This is a genomic window from Paenibacillus humicola (assembly GCF_028826105.1).
GTDB lineage: Bacteria > Bacillota > Bacilli > Paenibacillales > Paenibacillaceae > Paenibacillus_Z > Paenibacillus_Z humicola.
This window is the reverse complement of record NZ_JAQGPL010000001.1, coordinates 1971281-1985914: the sequence shown is the minus strand read 5'-3', so window position 1 is coordinate 1985914 and position 14634 is coordinate 1971281. Positions and strand designations below refer to the sequence as shown.

The 14634-nt window shown below is 58.8% G+C and carries 12 protein-coding genes; 5 read left to right on the top strand and 7 right to left on the bottom strand.

Annotation, left to right across the window (positions count from 1 at the left end):
- Positions 1 to 79 precede the first annotated feature (79 nt).
- On the bottom strand, positions 80 to 1009 hold the full coding sequence (locus PD282_RS09200) for a manganese-dependent inorganic pyrophosphatase (protein WP_274650307.1): 930 nt from the start codon (positions 1007 to 1009) through the stop codon (positions 80 to 82).
- 375 nt (positions 1010 to 1384) lie between these two features.
- On the opposite strand from PD282_RS09200, the gene PD282_RS09195 reads away from it, so the two are divergent.
- From PD282_RS09195 to PD282_RS09185, 3 genes are all read left to right on the top strand, one after another.
- A complete protein-coding gene (locus PD282_RS09195; protein ID WP_274650305.1) occupies positions 1385 to 3205 on the top strand; it encodes a DEAD/DEAH box helicase in 1821 nt (606 codons plus the stop codon).
- Complete coding sequence (locus tag PD282_RS09190) at positions 3202 to 4236, top strand: YqhG family protein (RefSeq protein WP_274650303.1); 1035 nt, start codon at positions 3202 to 3204, stop codon at positions 4234 to 4236. Before PD282_RS09195 ends, PD282_RS09190 begins: the two co-directional genes overlap by 4 nt.
- Positions 4237 to 4393: 157 nt before the next feature.
- On the top strand, positions 4394 to 5287 hold the full coding sequence (locus PD282_RS09185) for a hypothetical protein (RefSeq protein WP_274650301.1): 894 nt from the start codon (positions 4394 to 4396) through the stop codon (positions 5285 to 5287).
- On the opposite strand, the gene PD282_RS09180 is transcribed toward PD282_RS09185, so the two are convergent.
- Positions 5278 to 5490, bottom strand: a complete 213-nt coding sequence (locus PD282_RS09180) for a YqzE family protein (protein ID WP_274650300.1) — start codon at positions 5488 to 5490, stop codon at positions 5278 to 5280. The two genes, PD282_RS09185 and PD282_RS09180, sit on opposite strands and share 10 nt — an antisense overlap.
- 134 nt (positions 5491 to 5624) lie before the next feature.
- Here PD282_RS09180 and PD282_RS09175 point away from each other — a divergent pair, with 134 nt between their 5' ends.
- The gene (locus tag PD282_RS09175; protein WP_274650298.1) at positions 5625 to 6407 is read left to right on the top strand and encodes an N-acetylmuramoyl-L-alanine amidase family protein; all 783 of its coding nucleotides are present in this window, start codon (positions 5625 to 5627) and stop codon (positions 6405 to 6407) included.
- Here PD282_RS09175 and PD282_RS09170 read toward each other — a convergent pair.
- The 3 genes from PD282_RS09170 to PD282_RS09160 all read right to left on the bottom strand — a co-directional run bounded on the left by PD282_RS09170 (position 6375) and on the right by PD282_RS09160 (position 10178).
- Entirely contained in the window at positions 6375 to 7196 is an 822-nt protein-coding gene (locus PD282_RS09170; RefSeq protein WP_420832280.1) for a divergent polysaccharide deacetylase family protein, read from the bottom strand. The two genes, PD282_RS09175 and PD282_RS09170, sit on opposite strands and share 33 nt — an antisense overlap.
- A 172-nt stretch (positions 7197 to 7368) precedes the next feature.
- On the bottom strand, positions 7369 to 9402 hold the full coding sequence (locus PD282_RS09165; protein ID WP_274650296.1) for a PP2C family protein-serine/threonine phosphatase: 2034 nt from the start codon (positions 9400 to 9402) through the stop codon (positions 7369 to 7371).
- Between the two features lie 215 nt (positions 9403 to 9617).
- Entirely contained in the window at positions 9618 to 10178 is a 561-nt protein-coding gene (locus tag PD282_RS09160; RefSeq protein ID WP_274650294.1) for a TetR/AcrR family transcriptional regulator, read from the bottom strand.
- A gap of 256 nt (positions 10179 to 10434) precedes the next feature.
- Here PD282_RS09160 and PD282_RS09155 point away from each other — a divergent pair, with 256 nt between their 5' ends.
- Positions 10435 to 11298, top strand: a complete 864-nt coding sequence (locus tag PD282_RS09155; RefSeq protein WP_274650292.1) for an oxidoreductase — start codon at positions 10435 to 10437, stop codon at positions 11296 to 11298.
- An 80-nt stretch (positions 11299 to 11378) separates the two neighbouring features.
- On the opposite strand, the gene PD282_RS09150 is transcribed toward PD282_RS09155, so the two are convergent.
- Positions 11379 to 13562 carry a malate synthase G gene (locus PD282_RS09150; RefSeq protein ID WP_274650290.1) on the bottom strand — a complete coding sequence of 728 codons (2184 nt, stop codon included), beginning with the start codon at positions 13560 to 13562 and terminating at the stop codon, positions 11379 to 11381.
- Between the two features lie 23 nt (positions 13563 to 13585).
- Entirely contained in the window at positions 13586 to 14347 is a 762-nt protein-coding gene (locus tag PD282_RS09145; RefSeq protein ID WP_274650288.1) for a fumarylacetoacetate hydrolase family protein, read from the bottom strand.
- Between the last annotated feature and the right edge of the window lie 287 nt (positions 14348 to 14634).

Here is a 14634-nt window from a genome sequence, read left to right as displayed (position 1 = left end):
GTGCCCGGAAAAACGGAAAAACCGCCCGGCACGGTAGCCGGGCGGCGTTCGAACGGTCGATAGCCGCAGCGCGGCAGCCTTATTTGCTCAAAATGTCCGTCAGCACCGGCACGATTTGCGATTTGCGCGAAACGACGCCTTTCAACACCGCTTTGTTGTCCGACAGCTTGACGTTATAAGCCTGCTCGACGGCGCCTGCCTTGGAACCGAGCGCAATGCCGACGGAATCGTTATTCAGGATGTCCGTGACGACGAACAGGAACAGATCAAGCTTCTTCTCGGCGATAATCGCCGACAGCGCATCCTCCAGCTCGGACTGGCGGGACAGCACGTCGTTTACGTCGACCGCGTTGACCTGCGCGATTTCGACCTTCGCGTCTCCCATCTGGAATTCTTTGGCGTCGAGCGAAATCAGCTGGGCGATCGTTTTGTCGCTCAGATCCGCTCCCGCCTTCAGCATGTCCAGCCCGTAGCTTTCCGGGTTCACGCCTGCGATTTCGGCCAGCTCGCGCGCTGCCGCGACATCCTGCGGGGTGCAGGTCGGCGATTTGAACAGCAGGGAATCGGAAATGATCGCGGAAAGCATAAGTCCGGCGATGTTCGGCTCGATGGCGATGCCGTTTTCTTTGCACATTTTATTGAGAATCGTTGCGGTGCAGCCGACCGGTTCGGCGCGGTAATAGAGCGGGCCGCTCGTCTCGAAATTGGCGATGCGGTGATGGTCGATGACCTCGACGACGCGAACCTGGTCGATATCGGACGCGCTCTGCTGGCGCTCGTTATGGTCGACGAGAATGACGTCCTTCGCTTCGCCGGCCACCGTTTCAACCAGGCGCGGAGCCTGGGCGCCGAACTTGTCGAGCGCGAATTGGGTTTCGCCGTTGACGCTGCCGAGACGGACAGGCTCGACGTTTTGTCCGAGCTTCGTCTTCAGATCCGCATAAGCGATCGCCGAGCAGATCGTATCCGTATCGGGATTTTTGTGTCCGAAAATCAATACTTTGTCCATCTGATTACTCCTTCTTCATCGTATTAATCGATTAAAGTATACCTTACAATGTCATGTTCAGGCAACCTGTTCGAGGCAAGAAAAAGCCGTGCGGGATCCGCCCCGTTACGATTGAAATCGGATGTGCGGGGCTGATGCCGGTAGTTGTCCGCCTCCGGGGGCGAATGCGGTTTTTGGCAGCGCGCACAGCTCCCTGGTGCGTGTGGGCGGTGCATGACGGCTGCGGGCCACATGTAACGCTGTTCCCCGCATCGGCCGATGTACGTGAACTCAACTGCGCGCCCGAACGGCACGCGGCATCTCCGCTTATGAAATTTCGGGCCTTCGGCCATACTAACAAACAAAGCGAATCCTTCCTTGGAAAGGAGTTCCATTATGGGGCATCCGACGAATTCATCCGCCGCTGACGAGCTGCCGGCCGGCTCCTCCAAACGCAAGCTGCACCCCAGCGCGCACCTTCAAATCGATCGAAGCTGGCTGCAAAACCTGCAGGAGCGCGTCGACCGGAACGGCCCTTGGGACGATTGGACGTTGTATCAGCTCGCCGTCGAGGCCGAGCAGTCGAAGCTGATTACCGGCTTCGACGATTTGCAGTGCCTGCGCAGCCTGCCAGCCTTCGAACCGATGCCGCATCAAATCAGCACGGCCCGCAAGGTGCTGCACGAAATGAGCGGGCGCGCGATATTGGCCGACGAGGTCGGACTCGGCAAGACGATCGAAGCCGGTCTGATCCTGAAGGAATATCTCGTGCGCGGACTTGTGAAACGCGCGCTCATCCTCGTTCCCGCCTCGCTCGTCCTGCAGTGGGTGCGCGAGCTGAACCAGAAATTCGGCATTCCCGCCGTCGCCCAGAAGAAGGAGCACACTTGGCAGTTCGATATCGTCGTCGCCTCGATGGATACGGCCAAACGCGACCCGCACCGCGATATTTTATTAAATGCGGATTACGATCTGCTCATTATCGACGAAGCGCACAAGCTGAAGAACAAGAAAACGACCAACTACCGGTTCATTAATCAGCTGCGCAAAAAATACTGCCTGCTGCTCACCGCGACGCCGGTGCAGAACGAGCTGGACGAGCTGTACAATCTCATCACGCTGCTGAAGCCGGGCCAGCTCGGCGGCCAAAGCGAGTTCGCCGCCAATTTCGTCGTGGACAAGCGGCAGCCGAAGAACGAAGGCCAGCTCCAGGAGGCGCTGTCCACCGTTATGATCCGCAACCGCCGCGGCGACGGCGGCATCCAGTTTACGAAGCGGATCGTAAAAAACGTGCCGCTCGTGCTCTCCCCCGAGGAGCAGGCTCTGTACGATGCGGTGACGTCGTTCGTCAAGGAACGATACAACGAAGCCGGTCATGACCTGGCGAGCATGCTGTCGCTCGTCACGCTGCAGCGGGAAGTGTGCAGCAGCCGCGACGCCGTGTTTCTGACGCTGGTCAATATGTTTAAAAAAACACCCGAGGACTCTCCGGTACGCGCTAAAATATGGCAGCTGGTCGAGGTCATCCGCGGCATCCAGTCCAATACGAAGGCGGAGAAGGCGATCGAGCTGGTGCGCGAAATGAACGACAAGGTCATTATTTTTACCGAGTACCGGGCGACGCAGGAATATTTGCTGCAGTTTTTCCGCAAGCACAACCTCGTAGCCGTTCCGTACCGGGGCGGGATGAACCGGGGCAAGAAGGACTGGATGATGGATCTGTTCCGCGGACGCGCTCAGGTGCTGATTGCGACGGAGGCCGGCGGCGAAGGCATTAACCTGCAGTTCTGCCACCATATCATCAATTTCGATCTGCCCTGGAATCCGATGCGGGTCGAGCAGCGGATCGGCCGCGTTCACCGGCTCGGACAAACAAACGACGTCAAAATTTACAACCTGTGCACGCTCGGTACGATCGAGGAGCATATCATCGGGCTGCTGCACGAGAAGATCAACCTGTTCGAGCTCGTCATCGGCGAGCTCGACCATATCCTCGAACGGTTCGAGAAAGGCGCGCAGACGCTTGAGCAGCGGCTCGCGCGCGCCATGCTCGAATCGGGCAATTCGGCGGAGCTGCGGCGGCAGATCGACGATCTGGGCAATTCGCTCAGCCAAATCCGCAGCGAAGTGGAGGACGAAACGCCGCAGGAGGCGCATGCCGCAGGGGCGCTTCTGAACGCAATGGGACAAACGGTGGAGGTGGAGGTACGGCCGTGAACGAGAAGCAGGTTCACAAATTCGTGCAGCGTTATTTGGAAGCGACGGACTGCCGCATTCTTGAAAAATCGCCGCATCATTTTACAGTCAAGCTGTCGCCGCGCGCCGACCGGGATTTGACGAACCGTCCGTTTTACTGGAGCTTCGTGGACCGGACCGGCGCCGAGCCGGAAACGATGTCGATGCTGCTCGTTACCGACAAGCCTAAATACGACGAAGCCGCCGGCGCTGCGGCTGCCGACGCGCGGACGGACAGAAGGCCGCCGCAGCTGCGGCCGCAGGCGGCGCCGCCGGGAATCGGCGGCAGGCCGGGCGCGCCGGCGCCGGCCGCGCCGGGAAGCGCTGCCGGCGCCATGGCGCAGGCGGCGGAAGCGGCGCTCGGCCGCTCGCTCGGCTTCGTGCACGGCACGCTGAACGCGCCGGCGCGCATCCCTCGCGAGGATTTGCACTTCGGCTCGCGCAGGCTGGAGCAGCTGTTCGAATCGGCAAAATCCGGCGGCAGCTGCGTCTGCCTGTTTCAAGAGCCGTCGCTCCGCGGAGCGCATCCGTTGGAATCATCGGCTTACACCGCCTGGCTCGGCGTGAATTTGAAGGTCGAATTCGCCTGCGACATGAAGCGCGAGGAGTTCCATTCCTTCGGCGTGTCGCTTGCGACCGGGACCTGTGTGGAAAACTTCCACGAAAGGCTGCTCCGGCTCCGGATGACGCCGAAGCTTCCGCCGAACGTGCACATCGCGAAAAACGCCCTGACGCTCGGCAAGGCGGCGGCCATCATCGAGCAAACGCTCGAGCGCAAGCTGCGCGCGTACGATTACGGATGGGCGGAAGCGGCGGCAGCCCGGCTGAACGACGAGCTGGGCACGATCGCCCATTATTATGTGCCGCTCATCGAACAGGCGGACGATGCGTCAAAACCCGCCTATCTGGAGCAATTTCAGCGCCGCACCGCGGAAATCCGCTGGCAGTACGAGCCGCGGGTTACGACATCCGCCATAAACTGCGGAATCTTTTACCTGGAAGGCATCGATTAGCCTTCAGCCGACAAAGCCGGACGAAACTTCCCACCGAAACGTCAAAAATAGAGCGGTGCTTGTCCGCTTCGCCGCGACAGGTTCCAACAGCCTTTTCGTCCGGCCGCGGGTTACAATATCGTTACGTCAAAAACGAACAAAGCAGGTGAAAAAGCTGATGCGCAAAAAATGGATTCCGATGTATGCCGCCATTCTGCTGATGCTGGCCGGCTCGAACGCCACGGCGGAAGCACGGACAAGCCCTTCGGCGGCCCCCCCGCAGCAAACCCGGCTTGAAGCCGAAGTGCAGCATTGGACGGAGGCGCTTTCGGAGCAGCCCCGGTTCTCGATATGGAAAGACGCCGAACGGACGATCGCACCGATCGGCCCCGGACAGCACGGCTGGCTCGTCACGTTTCTGCACGAACGCAGACCCGTCGGTTATATGATCGTGAACGCCACGCAGGACGGAGGCTTCGCTCTCGGCGAGTATGGGGTCGGCACCCATCCGGCCTTTGATCCGAATGCGATTTACGAATCGCTGGTACGCCAGGGATTTTTTCCGACCTACAAAGCCGCCGTCCAAGCGCAGCCGAAGCTGGAGCGCAAATATATTCACCCGCTGCTGGCCGTATGGCAGTGGACCGAGGCTGACGGAACGGTCCGGTATTTCGACGCCTTTACCGCTGAAGCGCTACCTGTGGACAGCAGCAGCTGGCAAAAGCAGTCCGCAGACCCTCAATTCTCGGCGGCAAGCGGCCAGCAGCGAGAGCAGGCGAAGCTGGCATCGTTCCGGCTGAACGCCGCCTTCGACCCGTATGCGCGTCTGCCCTGGCTGACATCGGCGCCGCTTGGCAGCAGCGATGTCGGCAGGCTGACCCGTCTGCTCGACCAAAAGAAGGAAATCCGGTTTGCAGCGGAGCTGTACCATCAAACGGTCTTATTCGTCTGGTCCGCAATCGGCTATCATAACTGGGATAACGGTCAGCTTTACGTCGCCATCGACAACGACTTTGGCACGCGCTATATACCGCTTGAGCTGCTCCGCGGCAGCGGCCGCTTTTACCGCTGATCCTCCGAGTACGTGCCGCGTTTGCCGCGGCCGCGCCACCATAATGCAAAGCCGACCGGCATCATGCCGAACCACCGCGTCATCCAGGGCTCCTTCAACGCCTTGGCTGCAACGCGGTTTTTTTTGCGCTCTTCGCGGGGCGTATCGATATAGGCAACCACGCGTTCCGTCATATATTTGATGAGCTCGTCCCGGCTTGCCATGACGGTTCACTCCTTTACAATCATCGTTACGTCTAGTATCTCCGCAACCCGGTGCGGACAAACATGTATGAGTTCCCTGCCGCCGAGCCACGCTAAAAGAATCCCGCGATTTCAGCAAGGAGGTTCGTCAACGAATGGCAAGCTTTCACCGAGCAGGCATCCTTTCTGCATTTTTGATTTCAGCCGCAATGTTGTTCGCCCCTGCTTCGGGTATAGGCGGCAAGAGCTCGGCTTCCGCCGTTTACGCTGTTCCCGAACACGGTCAAAACGGCGAAATCGGCAAGGACGATTCCGAAGAGCCGCATCCCCGCCTGCCTCATTACCGCCGCGCGCTGCCGACCGCCGAGGTTGTGATCGACGCCGGTCACGGCGGAATCGACGGCGGATCTTCGCACGAAGACGTACTGGAAAAGGACATCAATCTAGCCGTTGCCCGAAAGGTGTATACGCGTCTGTCACGCAGCGGTATCCGCGTCGTGCTGAACCGGACGGGGGATTACGCGCCGAGCGACGAGAACAAGTGGCATCGTTCGCCTTCGCGCCACCGCCGCGATTTGTCGCAGCGCAGCCAGCTGACCAAGGAAATCGAGACCCGGCTCCTGGTCAGCCTCCACGTCAACTGGTCTTCCAGTCCCGGCGCGCGCGGACCGTCCGTTCTGCACCAGAAAGAAGGGCAGAGCGCGCTGCTCGCCTTCTTTATCCAGGATGCGCTGAACCGGCAGCAGGGCCGCAGCGGAAGATCCTCGGTCGGCAAAACGTTTTATCTGCTTAATGTCGTTAAACAACCTGCCGTCATCGTCGAGTTGGGCTTTATAAGCAACGACGCGGACCGCCGGATGCTGACCGATTCGCGCAGGCAGGAGGAGGTCGCTTCGGCGATCGCCTCAGGGGTGAGGAATTACCTCCTTTTCCGGTGATCCGATAATCAGCTCGGACAGCCGGACGAACTGCGCCTGGCTCGACAAGGCGGGTATCGAATTTTTCAGGACGGCGGCCGTCTTCATCCCCGGCGGCCCGACGTGGCCGATCGCCACGCACGCGACCTGTTCGTTCAGCCGCTTGCGTATAAGTCCGATCTGCCGGGAAATATGCTGAATTGTATAGACGTCGTCCAGAAACACGTCGTTGCCGAGCCTCGGTACGCCAAGCTCATCGGCGAGCTTCGGGATGACGCTCTGCGGCGTCGTCCGGCTGTCGAGAAAAAACATCCCGTGCTCGCGGACGACGGAGAGCACACTGCGCATGACACGCTCGTCGGCCGTCGCTTTGGAGCCCATATGGTTGTTCATGCCGATGGCATGCGGCACGTCGCGGATGGCCGCTTCCACCCGCTTGCGGATTTCGGCATCGCTTAGGTCCGTTGTGATTGCGCCGGGACCGAGCCACTCCCGCTTGCCCTTCTTCGGCTCCATCGGCATATGGACGATGACGTCGTATCCCCGCCTGTGAGCCAGCTCCGCATCGCGCTTCGTCGTCGGCATGAACGGCATGACGGCGATAGTTACTTTGACGGGAAGCTTGAACATTTCTTCCGTACCGGTCATCCCGTTGCCGAAATCGTCGATGACGATGGCCAGACTGCGGCCGTGCGAAACTTTAAGAGGCTCCCGCATCGCTCCATGTACCGCGTTAAGGGGAATCGGCAGGCATAGCGTCATCCATGCAGCGGTTATCATGGCGGTGACTACGGCGGTTAAATGTCTCATCGTTTTTTTTTGCACCTTTTTCTGTCGGATTTGAAATGCACTCTTCACATTGTTTGTGCGGGCCGCCCAAAATATGTGCTTCCGCGTGGAAAAAGGAAAAAGCCGCTTCTGCGGAAGGCAGCTGCGGCCGGCAAACGTAGTCGATACCCTGCTTCGACTTGTTTGGATTCGGTTACGGGTTTGAATTCTTTTCCGATGATTTCTTATTTGACGATTCCATATTCGATGATTCTTTATTCGACGATTTCCTATCGGATGATTCCGATTGCTGATCCGATTTCGACGATTTCGGGGCGGCCCATACGGCAAGAACCGGGCGAATCGCCAGCACGGCAATATCGTCCCGTTGTTCTTCCTCGCCCTGGAAACGCTCCAGTTCGCGGATCAGGAGATCTTTCTGCGCATGCAGCGGCAAATCGGCCGCTTGCTGAACGGCATGCACGAATCGCCTCCTGCCCAGTCCGCGGCTGCGTTCTCCCCCGATCTGATCGAACAGGCCGCCGGTCGCAAGCAGCAGCGTATCCGCTCCTTCCACAGACAGCGCTGCATTTTCGAATGGAGCATCATCCGGCGTGCTCCGGTATCCGACGCCGCTGCTGCTGCCGTTTACAATCTCGACCTTTCCGCGGCGCTGAATGAAAAGCGGCATCCGCGCACCTGCATAGACGACCTTTTCGCCCTCGATGTACAGCACGGCCGCATCGAGACCGTTTTCAGCCGCGCCCGCTTCCGGTCGCTCCCCCGCCAGATAAAGCGTTCGCCGCAGGTGCCGGTTCAGAGAGCCGAGCATATAACCCGGATCGTCCCTGTTCTCGAGCTCCGCAATGCGGTTCAGCAGCGATACGGCGAGCAAAGCCATCATCGCCCCGGGAACGCCGTGCGCGGAGCACCCGCCGAGAGCGACCAGCACGCCCTTTTCAGTCCGTTTGGTCCAATAGAAATCGCCGCCGACGGCACCCTTCGGCCGCATCAGGATATAATGCTCCGGGAAAGCGTCCTCCAGCACCTTGTCCGCCGTCATAACCGACTGCTGAATGCGTTTGGCAAAAGCGGCCGCATCCTGCAGCTGCCGGGTAATACGCGAGAGCTCTTCTTGCTGCTCCTCACTGCGCTCCTCCAGGAGCTTGCTGCGCGTTACGGCCCGGTTATAGGGATCGGCCAGCCTGCGCGACGTATAGACGAAGAAAAAGCCGATGGAAGCAAACGCGATCAATGCGGCTGCAGCCGCACCGACCTTGATCGTATCGAGATAAGCGACCGTATTTTCGCGCGGCACGCCGAACACGAGCTGAAGCCCTGCGGATTGGACGGGGTCGCTGATATAATCGATCAGGGCGCCGGTATCGTCCGTCTCCGATTTGACGAGCGTTCTCCCGAACGTATCGAGCAGGCTGCCCGTAAGCTCCGGCGACAAAATCGCCCGCACATTTTTGCCGGACTGGCTTTCCGTATCGGAAAGCACCACATTTCCGGCCGAATCGATCAGCCAGGTGTGGCTGTTATTCCCGTAAGCGGTTTGCTGCAGCGCATCCGCGAACGATCGAAGGGTCAGCTGGACACCGGCCGCCCCGAGAGGATCGTCCTTGCTGCCGATCCGCGCGTTGACGCGGACGGAGGCCCGATTGTTCGCCTGACGATCGGCTATTACGATCTCGTACGCTTTTCCGTCCTTTAACAGTTGAAAAAACCAATCTGCATCCGGATCGCCCGAAACCATCGCGCCGGCCTCCGCCCCATATTCGTTCCATATCCGCCCCGTCGACCGGCTGACGATATAAGCGTCTTCATAATCAAAATCGCGCTTCATGCGCGCAAGCCTGCTCTTGACAAGACTTCCGTATATTTCGTCGGTTTCCCCGCTTTGCAGCCAATTCGCGACGCTGTCGTCCGACGCCAGCAGCCCGGCGGTTTCAACTGCCCGCCCGATGCGCCCGTCGATTTGGGAGGCGACGACATCCGCAATGCGGACGAGATCCTGAGCTTTCAGCTGGTTCGAAACCGTCCGCTCCGTAAACGTATAGACCAGAAATCCGGTCAGCAGCATCGAGCCGCTTATAAAAACGGCCGCAAGCGCGATCGCGCGCGGAACGCCGCTGCCGATGAGTGACAGCGCCGCCCGCGTTACGGCCCGGGCTCTTCGCCGAAAGGACGTGCCACTCCCGGGCGGCGGCGCCTCCGAAAGCCCTTCGCGTCTCCTGCTTTTCAAGACCAAGCGCTCCTCTTTTCGCAATTGCGGGCCAGGCAAAAAGCCCCTCTCCTGGCGAATGATTTCCTTTATTATACCATGATTAAAACGCGACTTTGTCATAAACAATCGGATTTTGTCGAATTAGAAGCATACAATCAAGATGCCGGCTCCGGCTGGTCCCAGCCTAGCTTTGGCCTGGGATTCGCCGCTCTGCTGCGTCCGGGCAGAAACGGCTATACCTTAATCGCCTTCCAGCTGGACTCGATCGTCTGCTGTACCTGCTGCTCGTCGAGCGGATATTTTCGGATCAGGTAGCCCTTGACGACGGCAGCGATCATCCCGTGTGTCAGCTGATGGCACAGGAGCGGATCCATCTCCCGGATGATGCCCATCTTCTGGCCGTCGGCGATCAGCTCCAGCACGGCGCGGGACGAGCCCGAATCGTCCATATTGCGGATCTCGGGCGAAATATAAGGCGAATAGGAATAGCTGTCGATAAACAAAAATTTTTTTGGAAAATCGACCCCGAACCGGAGCCTGTTCAGCTGGAATCGTTTAAACCGCTCGTATAGGCTGAGTCCGTGCTGATACCCGGCCATCAGACTTTCGCCCATATGGATTCTCGCTTCTTTATAGACCTCGTTGACGAGCTCTTCCTTACTGGCGAAATAATTGAACAACGTTCCCGAGCCGACCTGCGCCCGCTTGAATATTTTGGCGAAGGTGACCGACTGCAGTCCTTCTTCGTCGATTAAATCGAGTGTTGCGCTCATAATATCCTCACGTTTTCCCATTAACGAAGCACCTCGTTGAAACCACTTTATTACCGCACTCGATAAGTGTCAAGTTTTTGGAATTTATATTCTATATAATAGACGGAAAAGAGAAATTACATCCAAATTTCAGCCAGAATTCAATTTAATATTGTCGAAATTCCGGAATATATATTCCAAAAATCGCTTGACTTAAACCGTTTCATGCCGTATGATCAGGTGGTTGGAATAAACATTCCAGACAAAAGGAACATCCTATACGGAGGAGGAACATTCCATGTCTAAAGTATGGCTCATTACGGGAAGCTCCCGCGGTTTAGGCCGCAGCCTGGCCGAAGCGGTGCTTGCTCGCGGCGACCGGCTTATTGCCACCGCCCGCAAACCCGAGCAGCTGGCCGGACTTGTCGAGCGCTACGGCGAGCGGGTAAGCGCCGTTTCCCTTGACGTGACGAACGCCGAACAGGCCGAAGCGGCCGTCCGTTCCGCCGTCGACGCCTTCGGCAGCCTGGACGTGCTCGTTAACAATGCCGGCTACGGCAACATATCATCGATCGAGCAAACGACGTTCGACGATTTCAGGGCGCAGTTCGAAACGAATTTCTGGGGTGTCGTGAACGTGACCAAAGCGGCGATCCCCGTGCTGAGGGAACAGGGCTTCGGGCATATCGTCCAAATCTCTTCGATCGGCGGGCGTACCGGCGCTCCGGGACTCGCCCCCTACCAGTCGGCCAAATGGGCCGTCGAAGGCTTCAGCGAAGTGCTGCATCAAGAAGTCGCGCCGCTCGGAATCAAAGTAACCATCGTCGAGCCGGGCGGATTCCGGACCGATTGGGGCGGCTCGTCGATGAGCCATGTAGAACCGGCTCCCCCTTACCGGGATACGGTCGGCGCCTTGTTGAAGCATATTCGTCAAAATCAGCCGAACGGCGACCCGGATAAAGCCGCGCTGGCCATTATTGCCGCCGTGAACGAGGAAAATCCTCCCCTGCGGCTGCTGCTCGGCAAAGATGCGGTCGCCTACGCGCGCGCGGTCGACAAGGCGCGTCTCGCCGAAACGGACCGCTGGGAATCGCTCAGCGTCTCGACGGATTTTGACCCGGAGAAAGAGAACGAATACGTTTCCGGAGTCATCCGGAAATAAGCGGGCCGTTAAACGAATGCAGGCGGCTTCCCGCCGCCGGATGGCGCGTGGAAGCCGCCTGCATTTCTTTTCATACCAGGTTACGCGTTGGAAACGCGAGTCTTCGCTTTAAATTCTTTGCGCCTGCGGTGAAGGATCGGCTCCGTATAGCCGCTCGGCTGCGCGCCGCCTTCGAAGACGAGCTCGCATGCGGCCTGAAACGCGATCGACCGTTCGAAATCCGGCGCCATCGGCCGATAATTCGGATCTCCGGCGTTCTGCCCGTCGACCACTTTGGCCATGCGCTTCATGGTCTCCAGGATTTGCTCCCGCGTGCAAATGCCGTGTCGCAGCCAGTTCGCCATATGCTGGCTGGAAATGCGAAGCGTGGCGCGGTCTTCCATCAGCCCGACGTTGTTGATGTCCGGCACCTTCGAACAGCCGATGCCCTGCTCCACCCACCTGACGACATAGCCGAGAATACCTTGAGCGTTATTGTCCAGCTCCTGTTTGATTTCCTCGGGCGACCAAGCCGGCTTGCCTTCGACGGGAAGGGTCAGAATTTCATCCCGGTAGCTTCGGATGGCGTTTTTCAGTTCATCCTGAACAGATCGTACGTTCACCTGATGATAGTGCAGCGCATGCAGCGTCGCCGCCGTCGGGGACGGCACCCAAGCCGTGTTGCAGCCGGCCTTCAGCTGCCCGACTTTCTGCTCGAGCATATCCTTCATCAGGTCCGGCATGGCCCACATGCCTTTGCCGATTTGGGCGCGGCCCTGCAGTCCGGCCGCCAGGCCGCTCGCGACGTTCGATTGCTCGTAAGCCTGCAGCCAGGCCGACGATTTCATGTTGTTCTTGCGAATCATAGCGCCCGCTTCCATCGAGGTGTGAATCTCGTCCCCCGTCCGATCCAGGAAACCCGTATTAATAAACGCGATCCGGTCCTTCGCCGCGCGGATGCACGCTCTCAAATTGAGAGAGGTGCGGCGCTCCTCGTCCATAATGCCGATCTTGATCGAATGGCGGCTGAGCCCGAGCATTTCTTCCACCCGGTTGAACAGCTCGTCGGCAAACGCGACCTCCGCGGAGCCGTGCATCTTCGGTTTGACGATATAGATCGAACCGGCCTCCGAATTGACGGTCGATCCGCCGCGGAGCAAATCATGCTTGGCGATCAGGCTCGTCACCACGGCGTCCAAAATGCCTTCGGGAATTTCCTGCCCGTCCGGACCCAGCACCGCATCGATTGTCATCAAATGTCCGACGTTGCGGACAAAAAGCAGCGAGCGCCCTCTCAGCCGCAGCTCCTCGCCGGAAATCGACGTATAATAACGGTCGGGCTCCAGAGACCTCGTCATCATTTGGCCGCCCTTCGGGAAGGTTGCGGTCAAATCGCCTTTCATCAAGCCGAGCCAGTTGGCGTATACCTGCACTTTATCCTCGGCGTCCACCGCCGTAACCGAATCCTCGCAGTCCATGATCGTCGTCGTCGCGGCTTCCAGGAGGATGTCCTTGACGCCGGCTTTGTCCGTCTTGCCGATCGGGTGCGAGCGGTCGATCTGGATTTCGATATGAAGCCCGTTATTGACCAGCAAAATCGCTTCCGGCTTCGCCGGATCGCCGCGATAGCCCGCCAGCTTGGAGGGCTCCTTCAAGCCTGCCGTCTGCCCGCCGGCCATCGCTACGGCCAGCCGGCCGTCCGCGATTGTATAGCCCGCCGCATCCGCATGAGAACCCTGCGTCAGAGGCGCAGCTTGATCCAATACGCCGCGGGCATAAGCGACAACTTTGACGCCGCGCGCCGGATTGTAGCCGCCCGTCCGTCCGGCGCCGTCCTCTTCGCCGATGACATCGCTTCCATAAAGCGCATCGTACAGGCTTCCCCAGCGCGCGTTTGCGGCGTTCAGCGCATAACGGGCGTTATTGACCGGAACGACCAGCTGCGGACCGGCCTGCAGCGCGATTTCGGAGTCGACGTTCTCGGTGCCGATATGAAAATCGTCCGGCTCGGCTTCCAAATAGCCGATCTCCTCCAGAAACGCCTTGTACGCCGCAAAATCGAACCGGTCGCGATTTTGTCCGTGCCACTCGTCGATTTGCTTCTGCAGCTCGTCCCTTTTCGCGAGGAGCTCTTTGTTCCGGGGCCCAAGATCGGCGATCAGCCGTTCGAAATCGGCCCAGAACCGCTCTTCGTCCAATTCGGTGCCGGGAAGCGCGGCGGAATGAATAAAATCGTATAACGTCTCTGCAACCTGAAGGTTTCCGATCTGCTTGTAGCGTTCCATTGGTTTCCCCTCTTTTCAAAATGTTAGGACTGTGCGATTCGGTTCCGCAAATGGCCGATGCCTTCAATAAAGCAATCGACGATATCGCCGTCGCCGACCATCTCCGCTCCCGCGGGCGTGCCTGTCAGGATCACGTCTCCAGGCATGAGCGTCATGAACCGGCTGATGCGGGAAATCATGACGTCGACCGGCGTAATGATCAGCTCCATCGGGGCATCCTGCAAAACGTTCCCGTTCACCGTCGCCTGAATGTGCGCCGACCGGTAATCGAATTCGGTTTCCACAACCGGGCCGAGCGGACAGAACGTATCGAACGCTTTGCCGACCGTCCAGTGTCCTTCCGGGTGAAAATAATCGGTGGCGCCAAAATCGTTGGCGACCGTATACCCGAAAATCGCGGCGTCCGCTTCGGCCGGCTCGATGTTCCGGGTCCGGCGGCCGATAATAACGGCAAGCTCCGCTTCAAATTTGATTCCGGGAGTGCCGGGAGGCAAAAGGACCGGTTCGTCGGGGCCGACCACCGTCGTCACCGGCTTGTAGAAGAAGATCGGCAGCTCGGGAATCTCAGGCTTCGGATCTCCCGCGGCGACAAAGTTTTTGCCAATCCCGATAATATGCCTCGGTTCGACCGGCGCCTTCAGCAGAACCTCTGCGAGCGGCAGCGTGTTTCCCGTTAACTGCAGCGGCCCGTACATGTCCCCCGCAAATTCGCGGATGACGTCGCCTTCGAGCACGCCGCTTCGCGTCACGGTATCGCCGCTTTGAATAAATCGGACCAGTTTCATGTTTCGCATCACTCTCTGTTCATTATTTTGAACACCGTTCTAAATACGGTTCAAAATCAGTTTCCCATAGATTTGGCGCTCTGTCAATGCAATCCCGGCGGCGTTGCGCGGCCCGGAACGAAAAAAAGCTTGCAGGAAAAAGCCGGACCGGGAACGTGCGGACCATCCCTGCTAGCAATTGGCAGGACGGCTGTCTGCCGGACAAAGCGCCGCTTATCCGCATAAGGTGCGTTCAAGCCTGGGTGCGGGAACACGTGGCTGGGTTATACTCCCGAAGACTGCGATTC

Bases quoted from the DNA above. Each gene is read 5' to 3' on its own strand.
- PD282_RS09175 (WP_274650298.1), top strand. From the start codon at position 5,625: ATGGCAAGCTTTCACCGAGCAGGCATCCTTTCTGCATTTTTGATTTCA.
- PD282_RS09180 (WP_274650300.1), bottom strand. From the start codon at position 5,490: ATGGCAAGCCGGGACGAGCTCATCAAATATATGACGGAACGCGTGGTT.
- PD282_RS09195 (WP_274650305.1), top strand. From the start codon at position 1,385: ATGGGGCATCCGACGAATTCATCCGCCGCTGACGAGCTGCCGGCCGGC.
- PD282_RS09200 (WP_274650307.1), bottom strand. From the start codon at position 1,009: ATGGACAAAGTATTGATTTTCGGACACAAAAATCCCGATACGGATACG.
- PD282_RS09185 (WP_274650301.1), top strand. From the start codon at position 4,394: ATGCGCAAAAAATGGATTCCGATGTATGCCGCCATTCTGCTGATGCTG.
- PD282_RS09170 (WP_420832280.1), bottom strand. From the start codon at position 7,196: ATGAGACATTTAACCGCCGTAGTCACCGCCATGATAACCGCTGCATGG.
- PD282_RS09155 (WP_274650292.1), top strand. From the start codon at position 10,435: ATGTCTAAAGTATGGCTCATTACGGGAAGCTCCCGCGGTTTAGGCCGC.
- PD282_RS09160 (WP_274650294.1), bottom strand. From the start codon at position 10,178: ATGGGAAAACGTGAGGATATTATGAGCGCAACACTCGATTTAATCGAC.
- PD282_RS09150 (WP_274650290.1), bottom strand. From the start codon at position 13,562: ATGGAACGCTACAAGCAGATCGGAAACCTTCAGGTTGCAGAGACGTTA.
- PD282_RS09145 (WP_274650288.1), bottom strand. From the start codon at position 14,347: ATGAAACTGGTCCGATTTATTCAAAGCGGCGATACCGTGACGCGAAGC.